The following is a 22,767-nucleotide window of genomic DNA, read 5'->3' as shown; positions in this document are numbered from 1 at the left end:
CGGGACTGCCTGTCTCGCCGTGCATGGCAGCCGGCCGGACCGACAGCCTGCATCTAGGGCGTGGATCGGCCCGAATTAGGGTTTTGCCGCGACCTTACGAAGATTTAATATCAGCGACTGCTGACGGACCGCTCTCTCCGGCGCAGATAGGCCGAGGCGATCTCGCGCATCCGTGCGCCGTCGAAGCTCGGTCCGTGGCCGCCATGGCCAATGCGCATCGGGAGATCGAGCAGGCGCTGCATGGTGCGGCAATAGGCGGCGCGGTCGGAATCCGGCAGGTCGTCGATCAGCATGCCGTCATAGACGGCATCGCCGGCGAAGAGCAGACCATCGGCCTCGTCGATCAGCGCGATCGAATCGGGCGAATGTCCCGGCAGATGCAGGACGCGGAACTGCCGGTCGCCGAGATCGACGATGTCGCCCTCGGCCAGCGTTCGCGTCAGCGGCGCCGGTGGAATGCGGTAGTCGGCCGCCTTCCAGTCTGGCGCGGGCAGCCTGGAAACGGCGCCGTCGAGATTGTGGAACATGTAGGCGTAGGTGACGGCCTCATCCATGTTCTCGAATTGCGCCGCGCTCATCTTCGGTCCGGCCCGCAGCGGGAATTCATGCAGCGAGCCGACATGGTCGAGATGGATATGCGTGGCGACGACGATCAGCGGCTTGCCGGCAGGCGTGTCGATTTCCGGCGCCAGCGGGCAGATGCCCATGCCGGTGTCGACCAGAAGGTCGGCGTCGCGGCCTTTGAAATGCCAGATGTTGGCGCGCACGAAATCATGCACGTACGGCTCGGTCAGCATCGTCGTTCTGGCATCGACAACAGCCTTGCCGAACCAGTCACCGACCACAAGGTCGCCCATCAGACGAAGGGCTTTCCGACCTTGTATTTTTCCGGCACCAGCCGCTTCAGATAGGCCATGCCGGCTTCCGAGAGCTGGTTGACGTCCGGCTTCATGAAATCGTCGGGCATGTGGCGCGTCTTGCCGGCGACATTCTTCAGCGGCACCTTCTTCAGCACGGTTTTGGTGCCGTCATATTGCAGCGCCACCGAGCCGCCGCCCTGCCCGGCGACCTCGACGGCAAAGGCGCCGGCGTCGAAGGCCTCTTTGGCGTCGACGGCATTGATCGCGCCGATATAGCCGCGCGGCATGTAGCCCAGCGCGTCGACCCGCGCCCGCTTGCCCGGCAGGCCTTCGGCCAGCGCGCGTTCCAGCGCGGCCGTCAGGTCGCTGCCCGACAGCTTGACGTTGCCATGGGCGTCGCGCTCCAGCTTCTCCGGCGGCACCAGGCTTTCGACCAGCGCCTTGCCGTCGGCGGTGCTGACTCCTTCGGAGACGGCGACGATGCAGCGCTTGTGGCGGTCGAGCGTGGCGCGCACATCGTCGATGAACCGTTTCGCCGAGAAGGCGCGCTCCGGCACGTAGACCAGATGCGGGCCGCTGTCCGGATCGAGCTGCCAGGCGGCGGCTGCCGCTGTCAGGAAGCCGGCATGCCGGCCCATGACAATGCCGACATAGATGCCGGGCAGGGCGCGGAAATCGAGGTCGACCGAGAGGAAGGCGCCGGCGACGAACTCGGCCGCCGAGATGAAGCCCGGCGTGTGGTCGTTCTCCTCGAGGTCGTTGTCGATGGTCTTCGGCGCGTGCACGAAAGCAATGCTGCCGCCGGCGGCGTCGGTCAGGATCTGCTGCGTGCCCGACGTGTCGTTGCCGCCGATGTAGATAAAGGCGTCGGCGCCGATCTTCTTCAGCCCGTTGAGGATCACCTCGCAATAGGCGGCATCGGGCTTGTCGCGGGTCGAGCCCAGCGCCGCACTCGGCGTCGCCGCGATCAGCCTGAGCTGCTCCTCGGGGATGGCGGAGAGGTCGGCATAGTTGCCGTCGCGAATGCCGCGCACGCCGTGGATCGAGCCCAGCACACGGGCGCCGGGATGGCGCTTGCGGATCTCCAGTGCGGCGCCGACGACGGTCTGGTTGATGACGGCGGTGGGGCCGCCACCCTGCGCGATGACGAAAGTTCCGGCCATGCTTGGTCTCTCCCGGGGCGATGGTTTTCAGGGCACCTTCGCCTGTCTTGCGGCATCACGCAACGGGAGAAAAGACCGCACTTGGACAAGTCGCCAAAGCGGCCGCCGGCAGCGGCCGCGGGATCAGACCACGACGACCGGGTTCTTCTTCGACACGCGGCTGTAGAGGTCGATGATGTCCTGGTTGATCAGCCGCACGCAGCCAGACGACATCGCCTGGCCGATGCTCCACCATTCGGGCGAGCCGTGGATGCGGTAGCCGGTGTCCTTGCCGTTCTGAAAGATGTAGAGCGCCCGCGCGCCGAGCGGGTTGGTGAGCCCGCCGGGCTGGCCGCCCTGCCACTTTACCAGCTCCGGCTTGCGGGCGATCATTTCCGGCGGCGGGGTCCAGACCGGCCATTCCTTGCCGTACTGGATGTTGGCGCGGCCCGACCAGCGGAAGCCGTCCTTGCCGATGCCGACACCGTAGCGGATGGCGTCGCCGCCGGGCTGCACGAGATAGAGCATGCGCTCCTGCAGATGCACCACGATGGTGCCGGGCGCCTCGCCGGTCTTGTCGACGACGATCTGGCGGCGGAACTCCGGCTTGACCTTCAGATACGGCACCGCCGGCACCTCGAAGCCGCCATCGGTCAGCGACGCATACATGACGTCGGGGCCGGTGATGTTCTTGTCGACGCTGATCGCCGGGCGGATCGGCCGCAGCGAGCCGGTGGTGACATCGTCGAGCTGCAACTGCGGCAGTTCGAGCGTCTGGGTGCTGCAGCCGGCCATGCCGATGAGCGCCATGGCGCCGGCGCCTGTCAGCACCGAACGGCGCGAGATGAGATTTTCGGTTTCGATCGCGTCGCCGTTCGACGGCGGCGTCAGACTTTGCGGCAACTCACGCATGCACCCAAACCTTACGCTGTTCGGCGGGAAGCACGGTCCGGCCGATGGAGGGCATTTTCACGAATCATGGTTGAAAAAGCGTGAAGGGTCCGACTTTGGTCTTAAGGCTGCCCCCCAGGGCGAGAAGGCCCGCCGCGCAATACGAAAATGCCTCTTTACATTCCGGCTGACCCAAGGATTTATCCTGTTCTTTGCGCTCAAGGAGTGAGGAAATGTCCTTCGAAAACTGGGCTGCCTTTGCCGCCGCCTCCGCCATCCTTCTCGTCATCCCCGGCCCGACGATCCTTCTCGTCGTGTCCTATGCGCTCGGCCAGGGCTGGCGCACCGCGCTGCCAATGGCGGTCGGCGTGGCGCTCGGCGACTTCACCGCCATGACGCTGTCGATGCTGGGCATCGGCGCCCTGCTTGCGGCATCAGCCACCGTGTTCACCGTGCTCAAGGCGATCGGCGCCTGCTATCTGATCTATCTCGGCATCAAACTGTTCCGGGCCGGCGGCGCGCTGAAGGCCGAGCCGCGCACCGACGCGGTGTCCGCCGCCAAGATGATGGCGCATGCCTGGCTGGTCACCGCGCTCAACCCGAAGAGCATCACCTTCTTCGTCGCCTTCCTGCCGCAGTTCCTCGACCGGCACGCCGATTTCTGGACGCAGATGCTGGTTTTCGAGATGACCTTCCTGGCGCTCGCCTTCGCCAATGCCTTCGGCTACGCGCTGATCGCGGCCCGCGCCCGCAACGTCGTGCGCAACCCGAAGGCGATCCGCATCTTCAATCGCACCGGCGGCACGCTGCTGGTCGGCGCCGGCATCGCCACCATGGCGATGCGCTCGGGGAATTGAGGCGGGTCCAGCCGAGCGGTGTAATCCCGGCACTCGCCTGTTGTTCGATCAGGACGGTAGCATCGAAGGGCACTCAATGGCGCTGAAGGACGCATTCGGCCTGACATTTTCCGGCGCGACGGAGGCGGGGTTTTCGCCCTATGCGAGGGCTGTCCGCGAGCTGCAATGTTTTATCGGCGATCCGGTCGCAACCATCGACGGCGCCATCGCCGAGGATCCCGGCTTCGTCATGGCCCATGTCTTCAAGGGCTATCTCTTTGCCCTTGCCACCGAGCCCGAGGCGACGGCGGTGGCCAGGGCCTGTCACGAAGCGGCGCTGCCGCTTGCGGCGACGGCGCGCGAGCAGGCGCATGTCGCGGCGCTCGGCCATCTCGCCGCGGGCCGTTGGCACGACGCCTCGCGCCTGCTCGAAGATATCGCCATCGATTTTCCGCTCGATGCGGTGGCCCTGCAGGCCGGCCACCAGATCGATTTCTTCACCGGCAATGCACGCATGCTGCGCGATCGCATCGGTCGCGCGCTGCCATCCTGGCGAAGCGGCATGCCGGGCTACCACGCCATTCTCGGCATGCAGGCCTTCGGTCTCGAGGAGATGGGCGACTATGCGCGTGCCGAGAGCTTCGGCCGGAGCGCGATCGAGATCGAGCCGCGCGATGGCTGGGCGCAGCACGCGGTCGCGCATGTCATGGAAATGCAGAGCCGGCAAAAGGACGGCATCGCCTGGATGCGCGCCAACCCGGACGCGTGGGCGAAAGACAGTTTCCTCAAGGTTCACAATTGGTGGCATCTGGCGCTGTTCCACTACGATCTCGGCGAGACCGAGGAAGTCCTGGCGCTCTATGACGGGCCGATCTACGGGGCGCGCTCGATGCTGGCTCTCAACATGGTCGACGCCTCGGCGATCCTGTGGCGGCTGCATCTCGGCGGCGTCGATGTCGGCGATCGCTGGGCCGCCCTCGCTGCCAATTGGGCGCCAAAGGCTGGCGCCGGCAACTATGCCTTCAACGACGCCCATGCGATGATGGCCTTCGTCGGCGCTGGGTTGGAGGCGCCGGCCAGGACCTTGCTGGAGGCGCAGCGCGAGGCGATGCGCGGCAACGACGACAATGTCGCCTTCACACGTGATGTTGGCCATCCACTCACGCTCGCCATTAAGGCCTTTGGCGAGGCCAAGTACGCCGAGACAGTTCGCTTGATCCGGCCCATCCGGTCGATCGCCCACCGCTTCGGCGGCAGCCACGCGCAGCGCGATGTCATCGACCTGACGCTGATCGAGGCGGCGTTGCGCGCCGGCGATGGCGCGCTTGCGCGGGCGCTGACGGCGGAACGCGCCCTGGCGCGGCCGGACAGCCCATTGTCTGCGCTGTTCTCGCGGCGCGCCGCCGATTTGTCAGAGAATTGACCCGAGGCGGATCTTGGCATAAGAACTGGCCAAGCCAGATTTTTTCGAGATCCGAAAAAATTAATGGCATTGGGAGGATATCATGTATCTCGGCCTCGATCTGGGCACGTCGGGCGTCAAGGCGCTGTTGATCGATGCCGGGCAGACAGTCATCGGTTCTGGCCACGGTTCGCTCGATGTGTCGCGGCCGCATCCGGGCTGGTCCGAGCAGGCCCCCGCGCATTGGATCGAGGCTTGCGTGGCGGCGATTTCCGAGCTCAAGGCTGCGCATCCCAAAGAGCTCGCGGCGGTCAAGGGCATCGGCCTTTCCGGCCAGATGCACGGCGCCACCCTGCTTGATGCCGGCGATCAGGTGCTGCGGCCCTGCATCCTGTGGAACGACACACGCAGCCATGTCGAGGCGGCCGCGCTCGACGCAGATCCGCGTTTCCGCAAGCTGACCGGCAACATCGTTTTCCCCGGCTTCACCGCGCCCAAGCTCGCCTGGGTGAAGAACAACGAGCCGGCACTCTTCGCCAATGTGGCCAAGGTGCTCTTGCCCAAGGACTATCTGCGGCTCTGGCTGACCGGCGAGCACATTTCGGAAATGTCGGATTCGGCCGGAACGTCCTGGCTCGACGTCGGCCAGAGGCGCTGGTCCTCGGAATTGCTGGCGGCGACATCGCTCGATGAAAAGCACATGCCGTCGCTGGTCGAAGGCACCGCGAAAGCCGGCGCCTTGCGCGGGGGGCTCGCCTCAAAATGGGGAATCCAGGCCGGCATCCCGGTCGCCGGCGGCGCCGGCGACAATGCGGCCTCGGCTTGCGGCATGGGCACGGTCGGCGCCGGCCACGCTTTCGTCTCGCTCGGCACGTCGGGCGTGCTGTTTGCCGCCAACGCCTCCTACCTGCCCAATCCGCAAAGCGCCGTGCACACTTTCTGCCATGCGCTCCCCGATACCTGGCACCAGATGGGCGTCATCCTGTCGGCTACAGATTCGCTCAACTGGCTGTGCGAAATCACCGGGAAAAGCGCCGGAGAGCTGACCGCCGAGCTCGGCGACACGCTCATGGCGCCGAGCGGCGTCACCTTCCTGCCCTATCTCTCCGGCGAACGCACGCCGCACAATGATTCCGCCATTCGTGGCTCGTTCACCGGGTTGGCGCATGAATCGAGTCGCGCCGTGCTGACCCAAGCGGTGCTCGAAGGCGTCGCCTTCGCCTTCCGCGACAGTCTCGAAGCGCTGAAGACGGCCGGCACGACGCTGACCCGGGTGACGGCGATCGGCGGTGGCTCGCGCTCGCGCTACTGGCTGAAGGCGATCGCCACCGCCTTGCAGGTGCCGGTCGACATCCCGGCCGACGGCGATTTCGGCGCCGCCTTCGGCGCGGCCCGGCTCGGCCTGATCGCCGCGACGGGCGCCGATCCGCTTGCCGTCTGCACCGCGCCGGCCACCGACGCCACGATCGAGCCGGATGCCGGATTGGGTGGGGCGTTTGCCGATGCCTATCAACGCTATCGCGCACTCTATCCGGCGATCAGGGCTGTAACCGCGTGAGCATGCGCGAGGCACCCCCCTCTGCCCTGCCGGGCATCTCCCCCTCAAGGGGGGAGATCAGCAGCGTCGACGGCTATGCCAGTCTTGCAAGGTCAGTGATTGGCGAAGGCGGAAAAGCCAGCCAATCTCCCCCCTTGAGGGGGAGATGGCCGGCAGGCCAGAGGGGGGTGCCTGGCGCCCACCTCAACAGCAAAGCCTCACTGCGCCGGCACCTTGTCGAGGAAGCCGGTGACGCTCTTCAGGCGGCCGTTCTCGATGACGCCGATGTCGGTGCCTTCGATGACCGACTCCGTGCCTTCCGGGCCGAGATTCCACGAGAAGCGGATGCGGTCGGCAAACCCGTCCGGCTGGCCCTTGAGCGAGAAGCGGAAGCCGGCGAAGCGCTGCTGCACGCCTTCGATGAGCGCCGCGATGCCTTCGTGGCTGTCGCCCTGCATCACCGGGTCGCGGTAGCTGACGTCGCTGGTGAAGGCCGCTTCGAGCAGCGCCTTGCGGCGGGTCGCGTCGCCCTCGTTCCAGGCGATGATGTAGTTGCGGGCAATGGTGTTGAGGTCGGTCATTGTCGTGTTCCTTGGTTTGATCGTTTCGACATGACCCTTTTCGCCCCGCCAAAGAGTGAAACCAATTACGCCTGAGGTAATCGGGCCGAACATCTCGGAGAGGAAGGAAGCCATGAGCAGCGGATTTTTCGGCGACATCCAGAAGATCAAGTATGAAGGGCCGGATTCGACCAATCCGCTGGCCTACCGGTTCTACAACCCGGACGAGGTGGTGGCCGGCAAGCGGCTGGAGGACCATCTGCGCTTCGCCGTCGCCTACTGGCATTCCTTCGCCTGGCAGGGCGGCGATCCCTTCGGCGGCCAGACCTTCGACCGCCCCTGGTTCCCCAAGGCCGGCGGCATCGACACAATGGAACTGGCCAAGCTCAAGGCCGACGTCGCCTTCGAGATGTTCTCGCTGCTCGGTGCGCCCTATTTCTGCTTCCACGACGCCGACGTCCGCCCCGAAGGCAAGGATTTTTCCGAGAGCGCCGCGCGCCTCGACGAGATCGCCGACTATTTTGCGGCCAAGATGAAAAAGACCGGCGTCAAGCTGCTCTGGGGCACGGCGAACCTGTTCTCGCACCGCCGCTTCATGTCGGGCGCGGCCACCAATCCCGATCCGGATGTGTTCGCCTATGCGGCGGCGACGGTGAAGAGCTGCATCGACGTCACCAAGCGGCTGAAGGGCGAGAACTACGTTCTGTGGGGCGGCCGCGAAGGCTATGAGACGCTGCTCAACACCGACCTTGGCCGCGAGCAGGAGCAGGCCGGCCGCTTCCTCAGCCTGGTCGTCGACTACAAGCACAAGATCGGTTTCAAGGGCACGATCCTGATCGAGCCGAAGCCGCAGGAGCCGACAAAGCACCAGTACGACTACGACGTCGCGACCGTTTACGGCTTCCTCAAGCGCTTCGGCCTGGAGAAGGAGGTCAAGCTCAACATCGAGCAGGGCCACGCGATCCTTGCCGGCCATTCCTTCGAGCACGAACTGGCGCTCGCTAATGCACTCGGCGTCTTCGGTTCGATCGACATGAACCGCAACGACTACCAATCTGGCTGGGACACCGACCAGTTCCCCAACAACGTGCCGGAAATGGCGCTTGCCTACTACCAGGTGCTGCAGGGCGGCGGCTTCAAGACCGGCGGCACCAATTTCGATGCCAAGCTGCGGCGCCAGTCGCTCGACCCGCAGGACCTTTTGATCGGCCATATCGGCGGCATGGATGCCTGCGCGCGCGGCCTCAAGGCGGCGGCGAAGATGATCGAGGACAAGGCGCTTTCGGGCCCGCTGGCCGAGCGCTATGCCGGCTGGAACACCGCCGAAGGCAAGGCGATGCTGTCCGGCAAGCGTACGCTGGAGGAGATCGCTGAACGGGTGGTCAAGAAGAAGATCGAGCCGCAGCCGCGCTCCGGCCGGCAGGAACTGCTGGAAAACATCGTCAACCGCTATGTGTGACGGCGGGCGCCGCCCTAACTCAAGCAGCCGCTAAGATAAAACGGCTTTGCGCGGGGCAGAAACCGACGACAAGGTTTTGCCCCGCGCCGCCCCTCAATCGCCTCTCTCTTGCCTTCAAACAGCCGTCACGGATTTCCTATAGTGTGGCTCATGGCGGGAATCAGGAAGAAGGAGGCGAAACGATATGCAGCACGAACGCGAAATCGACGCCCTGCTCTCATCTGGCGAGGCTGGCTCGATCATCGACCGGCTGATGGCGCTGCCGCATGGCAAGGCCGGTTCGCGCGGCGCGACCGAATGGGATCGCGCGGTCGCCAGCCGCTTCGAGACCCATATTGCAAAGCAGATGCGCTCCGAGATCGACGGCGCCAGCACCCGGCAGACCGCCGCGTAACCTATCCCCGGCGGAGCCTCACCGGCGCTTCGCCGAATGCCCTCGAAAAAGCTCTGGAAAATGCCGCGGCGGAGGAAAACCCCGTCCGCCCGGCAATGTCCGCCATGGCGATGCGCGTATCGACCACCAGGCGCCGGGCGGCGCTGAGGCGCAGCCTCAGATAATAGGCGCCGGGCGTCTCGCCGATTGACTTGCGGAAAATGCTTTCCAGCGTCCGCGCCGTCACGCCGGCGCGCTTTGCCACCGCATCGATGGTCAGCGGCTGGTCGACATGCGCCTCCATCAGCCGGATCGCCTGCGCCAGCCTTGGGTCGTAGCCGTCGAGCCGGCCGAGCGAGACCAGCGGCTGCGCGTCGGTCGCGGCGCGCGCCTGATCGTAGATGAACACGCTCGCCACATCGAGCGCCACGGCCATGCCGAGGCGGGTGCGGACCAGATGCAGCATCAGGTCGAAGGTCGGCGAGGCGCCGCCGGAGGTGAAGACCGGCCCGTCGATGACGTAGCGGTCCGGCCGCACGTCGACGCCAGGGAAGGCGGCGGAAAAATCCTCCATGTCCTCCCAGTGCGTGGTGGCGTTGCGCCCCTCGAGCAGGCCTGCCCGCGCCACCAGCCAGGTGCCCGCCTCGACGCCGCCGCAGGCGCGGGCGGCACGCGCTGCCCTTCGCAGGCCGGCAAGCAGCGCCGCCGTGGCGTAATTCTGCGTGCCGAAGCCGGCGACGACGACCAGGACATCGGTCGGCTCGGCCGCATCGAAGCGGCCGCTGACCGCCACCGGCAGGCCGCAAGTGGTGACCGGCGCCTCGCCCGTCACCGACACCAGCTTGAAATCGAACAGGGTCTCGCCGGAGATGCGGTTTGCGGCGCGCAGCGGGTCGACAGCCGAGGCCACGCACATGATCGACGAGCCGGAGAACACCAGGAACGTCACCTTGAGCGGCGAGCGCTCGGCGCGAAAGATCGTCGGCTTTTCGCTTTTGATCATGCACGCTTCGTAAAACGTAAAACAGTTTCCGGCAAGTCAGGCAATGTTGTGGCCTGATCGAATTGGGAGAGAGACGATGCCGCTCGCGATGAACCGTGAGGTCTTCATTACCTGTGCCGTGACCGGGTCCGGCGGCTCGCAGGACCGCAGCCCGCATGTGCCGCGCTCGCCCAAGCAGATCGCCGACTCGGCGATCGACGCAGCCAAGGCGGGTGCCGCAATCGTCCACTGCCATGTCCGCGATCCCGAGACCGGCAAGCCCAGGCGCGACATCCATCTCTACCGCGAGGTGACCGAGCGTATCCGCGAGGCCAATGTCGACGTGGTGCTCAACCTCACCGCCGGCATGGGCGGCGACATGGTGTTCGGCTCGCCGGAGGCGCCGCTGCCGCTCAATGAAAAAGGCACCGACATGGGTGGCGCCACCAACCGCATGGAGCATGTGCGCCAGTGCCTGCCCGAGATCTGCACGCTGGATTGCGGCACGATGAACTTCGCCGAGGCCGACTATGTCATGACCAACACGCCCGGCATGCTGCGCGCCATGGGCGGCATGATGACGGCGCTGGGCGTCAAGCCTGAGATCGAGGCCTTCGACACCGGGCATCTCTGGTTCGCCAAGCAGCTGGTCGAGGAGCAGGTGCTGAAGCCGGATGCGCTGGTGCAGCTCTGCATGGGCGTGCCGTGGGGCGCGCCCGACGACCTCAACACCTTCATGGCCATGGTCAACAACGTGCCGTCGACCTGGAACTGGTCGGCCTTCGCGATCGGCCGCAACCAGATGGCCTATGCCGCCGCCGCTGTGCTGGCCGGCGGCAATGTCCGCGTCGGGTTGGAAGACAATCTCTGGCTGGACAAGGGCGTGCTGGCGACCAACGCGCAGCTCGTCGAGCGTGCCGCGAGCATCGTCACCAATCTCGGCGCCAGGATCCTCGGGCCCGAGGAAGTGCGCAAGAAGCTCAACCTCACCAAGCGGGCGCCGATCGCCGCGTGATCTGAGGGGGGTCCGGGATGGCTACCGTCAAATTCACCGCGATGAAGGATGGCGACAAGGAAGACTATGAATTCCTGACGGCCCACGAGATCGACTATGCCGCGAAAACCGGCGAGCGGCTGCTTACCGCGCTGGTACAGCTCGACGAGGGCCTCTCGGGCTACAAGATCACCCGGCTCGGCCATTCGCTGCAGGCAGCGACGCGGGCCTGGCGCGAGGGCGCCGACACCGACTGGATCGCCTGCGCCCTGCTGCACGACATCGGCGACATCTACGCGCCCTACAATCACGACGAATATGCCGCCGCGATCCTGAAGCCCTTCGTGCGCGAGCAGTGCACCTGGGTGGTGGAGAAGCACGGCGATTTTCAGCGCCTCTATTACGCCCACCACCTCGGCGGCAACCAGCATGCCCGCGACCGCTTCGCCGGCCATCCATATTTCGACGATTGCGACCAGTTCTGCGAGCGCTGGGACCAGTCGAGCTTCGATCCCGACTACGACACGCTGCCGGTCGATTTCTTCCGGCCGTTCGTGCTCGAAGTCTTCGCCCGCAAGGCCTACGACCCGGCGGTGATCCGCGCCGGCGAGCGCGTGCCCCTCACCGATCCCGAAACAGCCAAGACCAGAACCGGAGCCTGACCATGAGCATCATCAACAAGGCAGCCGCCATCGGCGGCGGTGTCATCGGCGCCGGCTGGGTGGCGCGCCTGCTCCTGAACGGCATCGACGTGTCGATCTTCGATCCGGATCCCGAGGCCTCGCGCAAGGTCGGCGAGGTGATGAAGGGCGCGCGCCGCGCCTACAAGCAGATGCTGCCCGGCGGCCTGCCCAAGGAAGGCAAGCTGACCTTCGCCAAGACGATCGCCGAGGCGGTTGCGGACGTCGATTTCATCCAGGAAAGCGTGCCGGAGCGGCTCGACCTCAAGCACCGGGTGTTGGCCGAGATCGACGCCCATGCGCCGGCCAACGCCATCGTCGGTTCGTCGACCTCCGGCATCAAGCCGACCGACATGCAGGTGGCGATGAAGAAGCATCCGGAGCGGCTGGTCGTCGGCCATCCGTTCAACCCGGTCTATCTTCTGCCGCTGGTTGAGATCGTTGGCGGCGAGCAGACCTTCCCGGAAGCGATCGAAGTCGCCAAGGAGCTCTACGCCTCGATCGGCATGAAGCCGGTGGTGGTGCGCAAGGAGATCGAGGCCTTCGTCGGCGACCGCCTGCTCGAAGCGGCCTGGCGCGAGGCGCTGTGGCTGGTCAAGGACGGCATTTGCACCGTCGAGGAACTTGACGACATCATGCGCTATTCCTTCGGTCTGCGCTGGGCGCAGATGGGCATGTTCCAGGTCTACCGCGTCGCCGGCGGCGAGGCCGGCATGCGTCACTTCATGGCGCAGTTCGGCCCCTGCCTGAAATGGCCGTGGACCAAGCTGATGGACGTGCCGGAGTTCAACGACGAGTTGGTCGACCTCATCGCCACCCAGTCGGACGAGCAGGCGCACGGCCTGTCGATCCGCGAGCTGGAAAAGATCCGCGACGACAATCTGGTCGCGATCATGGAAGCGCTGTCGAAGCAGAACAAGGGCAAGGGCTGGGGCGCCGGCGCCTTGCACAAGGACTATACCAAGCAGCTCGCCAAGCTGGCGGCGAAGAAGCCCGCCTCCAAGGCCGCCGAGAAGGCCAAGGCGGCCAAACCGGTGAAAAAGGCCGCTAAGCCGGCAAAGGCTGAAAAGTCTAAGAAGAGCAAGAAGAAGGGCTGACGCAATGGATTTCGGTCTTTCGGAAGAGCAGAAACTCATCGTCGAGACGACGCGCGCCTTCGTCGAGAACGAGCTCTACCCGCATGAGCGCGAGGTGGAGCGCACCGGCGTGCTGCGCCGTGAACTGATCGAGGAAATCAAGGCCAAGGCGATCGAGGCCGGCCTCTACGCCGCCAACATGCCGGCCGATGTCGGTGGCGCGGGCCTCGATACGGTGAGCTGGCTGCTCTACGAGAAGGAGCTTGGCCGCGCCAATTACGCGCTGCACTGGACCTGCGTTGCGCGCCCGTCCAACATCCTTCTCGCCGGCACGCCGGAGCAGCGCGAGAAGTATCTTTTCCCCTGCATCCGCGGCGAGAAGTGGGACTGCCTGGCGATGACCGAGCCCGGCGCCGGCTCCGACCTGCGGGGCATGAAGGCCACCGCCGTGCAGGACGGCGACGACTGGGTGCTGAACGGCACCAAGCATTTCATCTCCCATGCCGATATCGCCGACTTCGCGATCTGTTTCATGGCTTCCGGCGAAGAGGATTCGCCGCGCGGCAAGCGCAAGAAGATCACCGCCTTCTTCGTCGACAAGGGCACCAAGGGCTTTGCGGTGCGCGACGGCTACCGCAACGTCTCGCACCGCGGCTATACCAACGCCATCCTCGAATTCGACGAATGCCGGCTGCCGGCCAGCCAGGTCCTGGGCGAGGTGCACAAGGGCTTCGAGGTTGCCAACTCCTGGCTCGGCGCCACCCGCCTGCAGGTCGGCGCCACCTGCCTCGGCCGCGCCGAGCGCGCGCTTGGCCACGCCATCGAGTACGCCGCGCAGCGCCAGCAGTTCGGCCAGCAGATCGGCAAATTCCAGGGCGTGTCGTTCAAGCTCGCCGACATGGCGACCGAACTGAAGGCCGCCGACCTGATGGTGTTCGAAGCCGGGTGGAAGTACGATCAGGGCACCGTCACCGACCAGGACATGGCCATGGCAAAGCTGAAGGCCACCGAAATGCTCGCCTTTGTCGCCGATGAGGCGATCCAGATCCATGGCGGCATGGGTCTGATGGACGACCTGCCGCTGGAGCGCATCTGGCGCGACGCGCGCGTCGAGCGCATCTGGGAAGGCACTTCGGAGATTCAGCGACATATTATTTCGCGGGCGCTGCTGCGCCCGTTCGGGGCTTAGAGCATGATGCGCCAAAGCCAGGATCCGGCTTTGGACAAGATCGTGCTCAAACGAAAAGATGGCCATGCATAAACTCGAACGTCTCCTGCGCCCGAAATCGATCGCCGTGTTCGGTGGCGCGCAGGCCGCCGCCGTCGTGGCGCAATCGATCAAGATGGGCTTTGCCGGCGAAATCTGGCCGGTGCATCCGACCAAGGACGAGGTCGCCGGCCGCAAGGCCTACCGCTCCGTCGCCGAATTGCCCGGCGCGCCTGACGCGGCCTTCGTCGGCGTCAACCGGCATCTCACCATCGAAGTCGTCAAGGCGCTGGCCGAGCGCGGCGCCGGCGGCGCCGTCTGCTTCGCGGCCGGCTTCCTCGAAACCGAGGCCTATGACGAGGACGGCGAGCGGCTGCAGGCGGAACTTGTCGCAGCTGCAGGCCAGATGCCGATCATCGGCCCCAACTGCTACGGCCTGATCAACTATGCCGACGGCGCGCTGCTCTGGCCCGACCAGCATGGCGGCATCAGGCTGCCCGACGGCGGCAAGGGCGTCGCCATCATCACCCAGTCGTCCAACATCGCCATCAACATGACCATGCAGAAGCGCGGCCTGCCGATCGCCTTCCTGATGACGGCCGGCAACCAGGCGCAGACCGGTCTCTCCGAAATGGCGCTCGGCCTGATCGAGGACGAGCGCGTCACATCGCTCGGCCTGCATATCGAGGCGTTCGATTCGGTAGCCGGCTTCGAGCGGCTGGCGGCCAGGGCGCGCGAGCTGAAGAAGCCGATCATCGCCATGAAGGTCGGCCGTTCGGAACAGGCGCGGCAAGCGACGGTGTCGCACACCGCCTCGCTGGCCGGCTCGGACGCTGCCTCGGGCGCCTTCCTGAGGCGGCTCGGCATCGCCCGCGTCGATTCCATTCCGGCCTTCATCGAAGCGTTGAAGCTCCTGCACATCACCGGGCCGCTGCCCGGCTACAAATTGTCCTCGATGAGCTGCTCGGGCGGCGAGGCCTCGGTCATGGCCGACAGCGCCGAAGGCCGCTGGGTGCATTTCCCTGCGCTCACCGACAAGCACCGCGCCCATGTCAAGACGACGCTCGGGCCGCTGGTCGCGGTCGCCAATCCGCTCGACTACCACACCTTCATCTGGAACAACGAGCCGGCGATGACGGCGACCTTCACCGCCATGGTGTCGGGCGGCTTCGACCTCAACATGCTGGTGCTCGACTTCCCGCGCCCCGACCGCTGCTCCGACACCGACTGGTGGGCGACGCTGCGCGCTTTCGAGGCGGCGCTGAAGACCAACGGCGCGCAAGGCGCGATCGTGTCGTCGCTGCCGGAGAACCTGCCGGAGGAATATACTGCCGGGCTGATGGCGCGCGGCATGGTGCCGTTGTTCGGCATCTCGGAAGCCATGGACGCGGCTCAGGCGGCCGCTTTCATCGGCTGGGCCTGGCGCGAGCCCGAGGCGCAGCCGGTCGACACCAGCGCTGCCGGCGCGGCTGACGCCGGTCATGTCACGCCCGACGAAGCCGAGGCCAAGGCGCGGCTGATCAAGGCAGGCCTCCCCGTGCCGAAGGGCGAGCGCGCCGCCAATGCGGTGGAGGCCGTGATCTCCTCCATGGCGCTCGGCTTCCCCGTGGCGTTGAAGGCGCTCGGCGTCACCCACAAGTCGGAAGTCGGCGCGGTGCGGCTGAACCTCAGGGACGCCGAATCCGTCAGCACCGCCGCCCATGATCTCCTGCCGCTCGGCACCGGCCTATATGCCGAGCGCATGGTTCGCGACGGCGTCGCCGAACTGATCGTCGGCTTCACCCGCGACCCGATGTTCGGCGCGGTGATGACGCTCGGCACCGGTGGCGTGCTGGTCGAGCTCCTGCGCGACAGCGTCACTTTGATGCTGCCGGCGACGCGCGACGACATCGAGGCGGCGCTGCGTGGACTGAAGCTCTATCCGCTGCTCGAAGGCTATCGCGGCCGGCCAAAGGCCGATGTCGCCGCCGCTATCGACGCGATCGCCGGCATTGCCGCTTTCGTGCAGCAGAATGCCGGCGAGATCGAGGAACTCGACATCAATCCGCTGATTGTCTGCGCCGAAGGCAAGGGCGCCTGGATCGCCGACGCGCTGCTGGTGCTTGGAGAAAAGAAGAATGGCTGACGTCATCACCACCCGCCGCGAGGGCGCCGTCTTCGAGGTCACGCTCGACCGGCCGAAGGCCAACGCCATCGACCTCAAGACGTCGCGGCTGATGGGCGAGACGTTCAAGGCGTTCCGCGACGATCCTGACCTGCGCGTCGCTATCGTCAAGACCGCCGGCGACAAGTTCTTCTGCGCCGGCTGGGACCTCAAGGCGGCGGCCGGCGGCGACGCGGTCGACGGCGACTATGGCGTCGGCGGCTTCGCCGGGCTGCAGGAGTTGCGCGACCTCAACAAGCCGGTCATCGCCTGCGTCAACGGCATGGCGGTCGGCGGCGGCTTCGAGCTGGCGCTGTCTTGCGACCTGATCTACGCCTCCGACCATTCCTCCTTCGCGCTGCCCGAGATCCGCGCCGGCACGCTTGCCGACGCCGCGACGATCAAGTTGCCGAAGCGCATTCCCTACCATGTCGCCATGGACCTTTTGCTCACCGGCCGCTGGATGGATGTTGCCGAAGCGCATCGCTGGGGCCTGGTCAACGAGGTGCTGCCCCGGGAGAAGCTCGAGGACCGCGTCTGGGAGATCGCGCGGCTGCTCGCCAGCGGCCCGCCGCTGGTCTTCGCCGCGATCAAGGAAACCGCGCGCGTCGCCGAGGCGCTCACCTTCCAGGACGCGATGAACAAGGTTACCCGCAGGCAGTTGCCCACCGTCGATATCCTCTACGGCTCCGAGGACAATATGGAAGGTTTTCGCGCCTTTGCCGAGAAGCGCGATCCGGTGTGGAAGGGCAGGTAGGACGCCTTCAGCATCCCATGACCGACTACAAGAAGCTCATCGACCCCGAGACCTGGGCCTTCATCGAGAAGACTAACTCCTATTATCCGCCGGACACGATCGACTACACCGTTGCCGAGCAGCGCGCGATCTATGACAGGATGTGCCGCGAATTCTTTGCCGGCTATCCGGAGGGTGTGACGGTCAGGACCACCGTTATCGCCGCGCCCGCGCGCGACATCCCGGTCCGCATCTACCGCAATTCGAAGCCGGATGGGGCCGCGATGGTTCTCTACGTCCATGGCGGCGGCTTCATCCTCGGGGGGCTGGACAGCCATGACGATGTCTGCGCCGAACTGTGCGCACGCACGGGCTTCGAGGTGGTCTCGGTCGATTACCGGCTGGCGCCGGAGCACCGGCACCCGGCGGCCTTCGACGATGTCATGGCCGCCTTCGAATGGGCTGCCGCCACTTACGATCGCTCCGTCCTGCTCTGCGGCGACAGCGCCGGCGGCAATCTCTGCGCCGCTGTCAGCCATGCGACGCGCGGCCATGGCAAAAAGCCGCTCGGCCAGGTCTTGATCTATCCGGGCCTCGGCGGCGATCGTTCGAAAGGGTCCTATGTCGCGCATGCAGAGGCGCCGATGCTGACGGTGCGCGATCTCGATTTCTACATGGGTATCCGCACCGGCGGCGAGGATCGCACCGGTGACATCACCTTGTCGCCGCTCGCCGATGCCGATTTCGCCTACCTGCCGCCGACCGTGCTGATCACCGCCGAGTGCGACCCGCTGTCATCGGACGGCGAAGCCTATCGCGACCGGGTGCTTGCCGCAGGCGGGCGGGCCTACTGGTTCGAGGAGCCGGGCCTCGTCCACGGCTATCTCAGGGCCAGGCACACGGTCGGCCGGGCGCGGACGAGTTTTACCCGCATCGTCGACGCCGTGTCGGCGCTAGGCAAGGGCGAATGGATCTGGTGAGCAGGTTTTCTCTGCTCAGCCGCGAATGAAGGCGATCAGCGCTTCGGCCATGCGGTGGTCGAATTCCTGCCGGAACAAATTGCGTTTCAGCCAGTTCGGATTGGAACCGACCGTCTTGTTGGCGTCGACGACGATGCCCTTGCCGTCGACGACAAAATAGTCGATCGCGCCGAAATCGAGGTTGAGCTTCTCGCGCACTGCCCTGACCTCATCCGGAACCGCGCCTCCCACTTCGTTGCTGACGATCTTGCCGCCGGCGCACAGCACGTCGTTGTAGACCTGCCGCATGTTGAGCTCGGCCCCGAGCAGGAACATGTAGCGGTGCTTGACGATCGGCAGGTCGAGGCTGGCGAAGGCGAATTTTTCCACCATCAGCCTTTCGTCGCGCCAGACCTCCGCCGGCACCTCGGCGATGCTAGCGTAGACGCGGTAGGGCGGGCACAGACGCTCCTTGTAGTCCGGCGTGACCATCTTGCGCAGCGCATGTGCCATGCGCGTCCAGCCATTGCTGTACTGCCGCCAGCGCAGCTCCGGGCGGCCCCGGCTGTTGAGCACGGTCTTGACGACGACCGGGCCGGGATGACTGTCGCCGGCCTCAAGCCTGAGCGTCGAATAGAGGTGCCGGTGGATGGACAGCGCGCGGCCATTGAGGGTGCGCTGGTAGAGATCGTCGATCTGGCGATAGGCTTGCGGCACCTCGGTCAGGTCGACATGCATAAGAGCGGCCGGCGCCCGGCTCTCGTTTGCCAGGCGGTCGAGCACGCGCACCTTCAGCCCGGCCTCTTCGACGTAGGGCAGCAGCGACTGGATCGAGTATTCCCGGGCCGAACCGAAATTGCCGAGGCTCTCCACATAGAGGTCGAGGTCCGCGGCCATCCTCGGCGGTCAGTCCTGGATGTCGACGCCGGAGAAGTCATGGTGGTCGAAAGGATCCATGACATAGTTTCGAACCCTTTCGCGCATCGGGATCGACACGACGGAATGCGCAATCACCACCCAAGGCGTTTGCTGCCGGAACAGTTGTTGCGCCTCGATATAGAGTTTCGTCCGGGCGGCCGGATCGACGATGGCGGCGGCCTGCTTGAGCAGCGCATCGAAGGCAGGAAAACACCAGTTGGCACGGTTTGTAGTGCCTACGCCCGCGCAGCCGAGCGGCACCGAGAGGAAATTGTCGGGATCGCCATTGTCGCCGGTGAAGCCGAACAGCATGGCACCGTCGCGGTCGCGCGCCTTCGAGCGGCTGAGGTACTCGGCCCATTCGTAGCTGACGATATCGACGCCGACGCCGATCCTGGCGAGGTCCGACTGGATCATCTCGGCCATCAGCCGGGCGTTGGGGTTGTAGGGCCGCTGCACGGGCATCGCCCAGACCTTCATATGCAGATCGTGAACGCCGGCCGCGGCAAGCTCGCGCTTGGCGGCATCGGGATCGTAGACATCGTCCGGGGCCGTCCTGTCATAGGCCCATGAGGTCGGCGGCAACGGATTGCGGGCGAGTTCGCCGGTGCCGCGGAAGACGACGTCGACGATCGCCCTCTTGTCGATGGCCATGTCGATCGCCTTCCTGACGCGCGGATCGTCGAACGGCTTCTGCAAGGTGTTGAAGGCGAGATAGCCGGTGTTGAGACCTTCCTGCTGCAGCAGCCTGATGCCTGGCGCGGCCTTGATCGCCTCGAGGTCGGCCGGGTTGGGGTAAGGCATCACATCGCACTCGCCGGCCCGCAGCTTTGCCATGCGGATGCTGGCGTCGGTGGTGACGGCAAAGACAAGATCGTCGATCTTCGGCCGGCCGCGCCAGTAGTCCGGATTGGCCTTGTAGCGGATGACCGCGTCCTGCTGGTAGTCGACAAGCTGGAACGGACCTGTTCCGACCGGCCGTGTCGCCAGATCCAGCGGCCGCTTCTCGGCCAGCAGCCTGTCGGCATATTCCCGGGAAACGACCGACGCGAAATCCAGCGCCAGGTCGGCAAGCATCGGCGCGTGCGGCGCCTTCAGCGTCATGACGACAGTGTAGTCGTCGAGCTTGCGCCAGCCAGCGACCAGACCCGGCATGCCGATGCCGTCGAAATAGATGTACTGGCGGCCGGCATAATTGTGGAACGGGTTCTCGGCGTTGGCTTGGCGGTCGAAGGTGAACAGCACATCGTCGGCATTGAAGTCGCGCGTCGGCGTAAAGCCATCGATGCTGTGGAATTTCACGCCGTGCCGCAGGTGGAAGGTGTAGGTCAGCCCGTCGCCGGAAACCTCCCATTTTTCGGCGAGGCCCGGCCGCACCCTGGTCGTGCCGGGCTCAAACTCGACGATGCGGTTGTAGAGCGCGGTCGCCGATGCATCGCGGGTGCCGGAGGCAATCGCCGGATCGAACGTGTCGGGACTGGCCTCGGTGCAATAGACCAGAGTCTTGGCCGCCGACGGCAATACCGGTGAGACCAGAACGATCGACGCCAGCAGCAGAACAAGGCGATTGCCGGTCATGCCCGCCCCCTGACTATCCAAGCTTATCTGCAATGACGCTAACAGAAGGCCGCCGCGCCGGAAAGCCGGCCGCAGGTTTCCTTCGACGGCAGCATGAACCTTTCCGCGCCAGCCTACCACTGACGCTCAGGTGCCGCATGGTGCGGCTCCGGGAAAGGACAGCCCCTATGACCAGAAACCCAGAGGCTCCACGGTCTCCGGGAACAACAGGAGCTCGGCGCGACCACCGCCTTCGGGACGGGGTCGATGCGCTGGGCTTTCCGCTGATTCCGTTGACCCTGCGTAAGAGCCGGCGTATCGTGACTATGAGGAAAGCAGACAATTCGATCAGGGACGAACGTGCCGGAACACCGCGCCTGGCCCTGATCCGCGCGGCAAGACCGGACGTTTCTCCCTTAGACTTCGGGGGGAGTTCTATGTCTTGCGACCACAGCGCTTTCGCGCACGCTCGTGCCGGCCGTTTGCGCCGCGCCATCAAAGCAACCAGCGGATTCCTATCCCTTTGTTTTCCTGACGGAAAACCGGTTCATACTTTTCCTGGAATTGCGTTGGCACTGGCGCTGAGCGCCAGCCTGTGGCTCGGCGGCCCCGCCGCAGCGCAGGAAACCCAGATCATCTATCCCGGCTCGATGGCGGTGACCGGCTTTCCCGGCACCGTCATCCCCAATTTCGACGAAGGCCTGCCGCCCGGTGTCGATCCGGTCGACGAAACCTTCATCGACACCACACGCGCCTCCTTGCGCGTCTTCGACGTCTCGCATCTCGGCGGCCCGGCTTCGGGCCAGCTGGTCAATACACCGCCGCCCTTCGAGGTGACGGCGGGCCAGATCGGCGAGGTGTTCGGCCTGACCTATGACGACGGCGTGCGCGATGGCGTGCCGTCGGGCATCCCGAACCTCTATGCCGCCGCCACCTCGCTGCACGGCATCGAGATCGTCACGCCGGATGCCGACGATGACGGACGCCCCGAGCGCGAGCGCCGCGGCGCTGCCGGTGCTGCCTTCATGGACGGCCAGTTCGGCACCGAGAATGGCGGCGGGCCGGGCACGATCTGGAAGATCGACGGCATCACCGGCGCGGTCTCGAAATTCGCCGACATCGACACCAACAGCGGGCCCGGCATCGGCAACCTGTCGTTCGATCCCATCCATCGCCAGTTCTTCGCCTCGGATCTCGACACCGGCCTGATCCATCGCATCGACGCCAACGGCACGCTGATCGACACGTTCGACCATGGCGTCGCCGGACGCCCGGCGCATGGCCTCACCCCGGTCGCCGACGACGGCGCCGTCATGGACATCCAGGGTGCTGCCTTCGACAGCGAAGACCCCGACACATGGGGCTACACCCAGGACGAGCGCCGTGTCTGGGCGGTCGCTTATCACGGCGACCGGGTCTACTACTCGGTCGGTGAAAAGGCGGAGGTCTGGTCGGTCGGCATTGCCCGTGACGGCCACTTCGCCGGCGATCCGCGCTGGGAGCTGACGGTCAAGGCCGACAAGGACTATGCCGTTACCGGCATCGCCTTCGACAACAAGGGCTTCATGTATCTGGCCCAGCGCGGCCCGGTTGAAAACCGCTACGATTACAGCCGCTTCGCCGATTCCGGCAAGGGCGAGGTCATCCGCTATTGGCGCGAGAATCCGGACGATCCGGCGACGGAATCGATCTGGGTGGAAGTGCCGCAGGAATATGCGATCGGCTTCCCGCAAGGCAACCGCCAGTCTGCCGGCGGGGTCGACCTGCAATATGGCTACGACGCCGAGGGCAATCTCGACACCAGCGTCTGCACCGATACGCTGGTCAACACCGGCGACAAGCTGCGCGACAATCCCACGCTTGCCGAACAGCTCGCTGCCGGCGGGCCTTTTGCCGTGCACGGCGTGCAGCTCACACCGAGCGCGCTGGTCAAGCCGGCCAACGTGCCGCCCTTCGGTTCCTGGTTCGTCGACTTCGACGGCTATTTCGAGGATCCCGAGGTGGAAGGCCATGTCGGCGACGTCAGGGTCTGGCGCCCCTGCGAGGGCCGCGCCGGCTACTATGAGGAAATCCCGGGCGGCTACCTGCCACCCTTCTATCCGCCGGACTTCCCACCGCCCGGCAATCTGCCTCCCTGTCTCGATGTCGAGGACGTCCAGTATTTCTGTACGCCCTCCGGCCTCGAGGCCGATCTCTATCTCCATGACCATGCCGGCTTCGGCGGCGATTCGATCAAGGCTCTGTCCAAAACGCCGGGCGTCGGGGTGACCTCACCCATGTCGCATGTGCCGGGAGCGCCATACACGATCGGCATCACCGGCCACTATCCGGGCGATACGGTCGATGTCGGGCTCTGCTTCTACAGGAAGTCCGACCAGGACAAGGGTGGCTACTACCCTTGCTGCAAGATGACCCTGCCGCTCAGAACCCCAGCCGTCAGCTGCGAACCGTGAGG

General features: G+C 65.5%; 20 protein-coding genes. 13 read left to right on the top strand and 7 right to left on the bottom strand.

Features of this window, described 5'->3' with window-relative positions:
* Positions 1-110: 110 nt before the first annotated feature.
* The 3 genes from JG743_RS01840 to JG743_RS01830 all read right to left on the bottom strand — a co-directional run bounded on the left by JG743_RS01840 (position 111) and on the right by JG743_RS01830 (position 2,914).
* The gene (locus JG743_RS01840) at positions 111-857 is read right to left on the bottom strand and encodes an MBL fold metallo-hydrolase (RefSeq protein WP_202297600.1); all 747 of its coding nucleotides are present in this window, start codon (positions 855-857) and stop codon (positions 111-113) included.
* A complete protein-coding gene (locus JG743_RS01835; protein WP_202297598.1) occupies positions 857-2,023 on the bottom strand; it encodes a diphosphate--fructose-6-phosphate 1-phosphotransferase in 1,167 nt (388 codons plus the stop codon). Before JG743_RS01835 ends, JG743_RS01840 begins: the two co-directional genes overlap by 1 nt.
* 123 nt (positions 2,024-2,146) lie before the next feature.
* Entirely contained in the window at positions 2,147-2,914 is a 768-nt protein-coding gene (locus JG743_RS01830; RefSeq protein WP_202297596.1) for a L,D-transpeptidase, read from the bottom strand.
* 212 nt (positions 2,915-3,126) lie between these two features.
* Between JG743_RS01830 and JG743_RS01825 the strand changes: the two genes are divergently transcribed.
* The 3 genes from JG743_RS01825 to xylB all read left to right on the top strand — a co-directional run bounded on the left by JG743_RS01825 (position 3,127) and on the right by xylB (position 6,689).
* Positions 3,127-3,750 (top strand): LysE family translocator, encoded by a 624-nt coding sequence (locus tag JG743_RS01825; RefSeq protein WP_202297593.1) that lies wholly within the window; start codon positions 3,127-3,129, stop codon positions 3,748-3,750.
* Positions 3,751-3,826: 76 nt separating this feature from the next.
* Positions 3,827-5,152 (top strand): tetratricopeptide repeat protein, encoded by a 1,326-nt coding sequence (locus JG743_RS01820; protein WP_202297591.1) that lies wholly within the window; start codon positions 3,827-3,829, stop codon positions 5,150-5,152.
* A gap of 82 nt (positions 5,153-5,234) precedes the next feature.
* On the top strand, positions 5,235-6,689 hold the full coding sequence (gene xylB / locus JG743_RS01815) for a xylulokinase (RefSeq protein ID WP_202297588.1): 1,455 nt from the start codon (positions 5,235-5,237) through the stop codon (positions 6,687-6,689).
* 197 nt (positions 6,690-6,886) lie between these two features.
* On the opposite strand, the gene JG743_RS01810 is transcribed toward xylB, so the two are convergent.
* Complete coding sequence (locus JG743_RS01810) at positions 6,887-7,249, bottom strand: nuclear transport factor 2 family protein (RefSeq protein WP_202297586.1); 363 nt, start codon at positions 7,247-7,249, stop codon at positions 6,887-6,889.
* Between the two features lie 112 nt (positions 7,250-7,361).
* Between JG743_RS01810 and xylA the strand changes: the two genes are divergently transcribed.
* Both xylA and JG743_RS01800 read left to right on the top strand, forming a co-directional pair.
* On the top strand, positions 7,362-8,687 hold the full coding sequence (gene xylA / locus JG743_RS01805; RefSeq protein ID WP_202297584.1) for a xylose isomerase: 1,326 nt from the start codon (positions 7,362-7,364) through the stop codon (positions 8,685-8,687).
* 184 nt (positions 8,688-8,871) lie between these two features.
* Complete coding sequence (locus tag JG743_RS01800) at positions 8,872-9,081, top strand: hypothetical protein (protein WP_202297575.1); 210 nt, start codon at positions 8,872-8,874, stop codon at positions 9,079-9,081.
* 1 nt (position 9,082) lies between these two features.
* On the opposite strand, the gene JG743_RS01795 is transcribed toward JG743_RS01800, so the two are convergent.
* A complete protein-coding gene (locus tag JG743_RS01795; protein WP_202297573.1) occupies positions 9,083-10,063 on the bottom strand; it encodes a GlxA family transcriptional regulator in 981 nt (326 codons plus the stop codon).
* Between the two features lie 76 nt (positions 10,064-10,139).
* Here JG743_RS01795 and JG743_RS01790 point away from each other — a divergent pair, with 76 nt between their 5' ends.
* From JG743_RS01790 to JG743_RS01760, 7 genes are all read left to right on the top strand, one after another.
* On the top strand, positions 10,140-11,057 hold the full coding sequence (locus JG743_RS01790; protein WP_202297571.1) for a 3-keto-5-aminohexanoate cleavage protein: 918 nt from the start codon (positions 10,140-10,142) through the stop codon (positions 11,055-11,057).
* A gap of 17 nt (positions 11,058-11,074) precedes the next feature.
* On the top strand, positions 11,075-11,698 hold the full coding sequence (locus JG743_RS01785) for an HD domain-containing protein (protein ID WP_202297568.1): 624 nt from the start codon (positions 11,075-11,077) through the stop codon (positions 11,696-11,698).
* A 2-nt stretch (positions 11,699-11,700) separates the two neighbouring features.
* Complete coding sequence (locus JG743_RS01780; RefSeq protein WP_202297565.1) at positions 11,701-12,813, top strand: carnitine 3-dehydrogenase; 1,113 nt, start codon at positions 11,701-11,703, stop codon at positions 12,811-12,813.
* A gap of 4 nt (positions 12,814-12,817) precedes the next feature.
* Complete coding sequence (locus JG743_RS01775; RefSeq protein ID WP_202297563.1) at positions 12,818-13,981, top strand: acyl-CoA dehydrogenase family protein; 1,164 nt, start codon at positions 12,818-12,820, stop codon at positions 13,979-13,981.
* A 64-nt stretch (positions 13,982-14,045) separates the two neighbouring features.
* On the top strand, positions 14,046-16,124 hold the full coding sequence (locus tag JG743_RS01770) for an acetate--CoA ligase family protein (RefSeq protein ID WP_202297561.1): 2,079 nt from the start codon (positions 14,046-14,048) through the stop codon (positions 16,122-16,124).
* Complete coding sequence (locus tag JG743_RS01765) at positions 16,117-16,899, top strand: carnitinyl-CoA dehydratase (RefSeq protein WP_202297559.1); 783 nt, start codon at positions 16,117-16,119, stop codon at positions 16,897-16,899. Before JG743_RS01770 ends, JG743_RS01765 begins: the two co-directional genes overlap by 8 nt.
* A gap of 17 nt (positions 16,900-16,916) precedes the next feature.
* Complete coding sequence (locus JG743_RS01760; RefSeq protein ID WP_202297557.1) at positions 16,917-17,858, top strand: alpha/beta hydrolase; 942 nt, start codon at positions 16,917-16,919, stop codon at positions 17,856-17,858.
* 15 nt (positions 17,859-17,873) lie between these two features.
* Here the strand turns inward: JG743_RS01760 and JG743_RS01755 are convergent, their stop codons facing one another.
* Positions 17,874-18,734, bottom strand: a complete 861-nt coding sequence (locus JG743_RS01755; protein ID WP_202297548.1) for a hypothetical protein — start codon at positions 18,732-18,734, stop codon at positions 17,874-17,876.
* 9 nt (positions 18,735-18,743) lie between these two features.
* The gene (locus tag JG743_RS01750) at positions 18,744-20,333 is read right to left on the bottom strand and encodes an ABC transporter substrate-binding protein (RefSeq protein WP_202297546.1); all 1,590 of its coding nucleotides are present in this window, start codon (positions 20,331-20,333) and stop codon (positions 18,744-18,746) included.
* A gap of 167 nt (positions 20,334-20,500) precedes the next feature.
* On the opposite strand from JG743_RS01750, the gene JG743_RS01745 reads away from it, so the two are divergent.
* Positions 20,501-22,765 carry a hypothetical protein gene (locus JG743_RS01745; protein ID WP_446720882.1) on the top strand — a complete coding sequence of 755 codons (2,265 nt, stop codon included), beginning with the start codon at positions 20,501-20,503 and terminating at the stop codon, positions 22,763-22,765.
* The last annotated feature ends 2 nt before the right edge of the window (positions 22,766-22,767 follow it).

This window comes from Mesorhizobium sp. 131-2-1, assembly GCF_016756535.1.
Lineage (GTDB): Bacteria > Pseudomonadota > Alphaproteobacteria > Rhizobiales > Rhizobiaceae > Mesorhizobium.
Note: the sequence above shows the minus strand (reverse complement) of the source record. Positions and strands in the feature narration are given on the sequence as shown.

What these genes read in the sequence shown, in the direction of transcription:
- JG743_RS01840 (WP_202297600.1), bottom strand. Translation starts at nt 857, where the DNA reads ATGGGCGACCTTGTGGTCGGTGACTGGTTCGGCAAGGCTGTTGTCGAT.
- JG743_RS01835 (WP_202297598.1), bottom strand. Translation starts at nt 2,023, where the DNA reads ATGGCCGGAACTTTCGTCATCGCGCAGGGTGGCGGCCCCACCGCCGTC.
- JG743_RS01830 (WP_202297596.1), bottom strand. Translation starts at nt 2,914, where the DNA reads ATGCGTGAGTTGCCGCAAAGTCTGACGCCGCCGTCGAACGGCGACGCG.
- JG743_RS01825 (WP_202297593.1), top strand. Translation starts at nt 3,127, where the DNA reads ATGTCCTTCGAAAACTGGGCTGCCTTTGCCGCCGCCTCCGCCATCCTT.
- JG743_RS01820 (WP_202297591.1), top strand. Translation starts at nt 3,827, where the DNA reads ATGGCGCTGAAGGACGCATTCGGCCTGACATTTTCCGGCGCGACGGAG.
- xylB (WP_202297588.1), top strand. Translation starts at nt 5,235, where the DNA reads ATGTATCTCGGCCTCGATCTGGGCACGTCGGGCGTCAAGGCGCTGTTG.
- JG743_RS01810 (WP_202297586.1), bottom strand. Translation starts at nt 7,249, where the DNA reads ATGACCGACCTCAACACCATTGCCCGCAACTACATCATCGCCTGGAAC.
- xylA (WP_202297584.1), top strand. Translation starts at nt 7,362, where the DNA reads ATGAGCAGCGGATTTTTCGGCGACATCCAGAAGATCAAGTATGAAGGG.
- JG743_RS01800 (WP_202297575.1), top strand. Translation starts at nt 8,872, where the DNA reads ATGCAGCACGAACGCGAAATCGACGCCCTGCTCTCATCTGGCGAGGCT.
- JG743_RS01795 (WP_202297573.1), bottom strand. Translation starts at nt 10,063, where the DNA reads ATGATCAAAAGCGAAAAGCCGACGATCTTTCGCGCCGAGCGCTCGCCG.
- JG743_RS01790 (WP_202297571.1), top strand. Translation starts at nt 10,140, where the DNA reads ATGCCGCTCGCGATGAACCGTGAGGTCTTCATTACCTGTGCCGTGACC.
- JG743_RS01785 (WP_202297568.1), top strand. Translation starts at nt 11,075, where the DNA reads ATGGCTACCGTCAAATTCACCGCGATGAAGGATGGCGACAAGGAAGAC.
- JG743_RS01780 (WP_202297565.1), top strand. Translation starts at nt 11,701, where the DNA reads ATGAGCATCATCAACAAGGCAGCCGCCATCGGCGGCGGTGTCATCGGC.
- JG743_RS01775 (WP_202297563.1), top strand. Translation starts at nt 12,818, where the DNA reads ATGGATTTCGGTCTTTCGGAAGAGCAGAAACTCATCGTCGAGACGACG.
- JG743_RS01770 (WP_202297561.1), top strand. Translation starts at nt 14,046, where the DNA reads ATGCATAAACTCGAACGTCTCCTGCGCCCGAAATCGATCGCCGTGTTC.
- JG743_RS01765 (WP_202297559.1), top strand. Translation starts at nt 16,117, where the DNA reads ATGGCTGACGTCATCACCACCCGCCGCGAGGGCGCCGTCTTCGAGGTC.
- JG743_RS01760 (WP_202297557.1), top strand. Translation starts at nt 16,917, where the DNA reads ATGACCGACTACAAGAAGCTCATCGACCCCGAGACCTGGGCCTTCATC.
- JG743_RS01755 (WP_202297548.1), bottom strand. Translation starts at nt 18,734, where the DNA reads ATGGCCGCGGACCTCGACCTCTATGTGGAGAGCCTCGGCAATTTCGGT.
- JG743_RS01750 (WP_202297546.1), bottom strand. Translation starts at nt 20,333, where the DNA reads ATGACCGGCAATCGCCTTGTTCTGCTGCTGGCGTCGATCGTTCTGGTC.
- JG743_RS01745 (WP_446720882.1), top strand. Translation starts at nt 20,501, where the DNA reads ATGACCAGAAACCCAGAGGCTCCACGGTCTCCGGGAACAACAGGAGCT.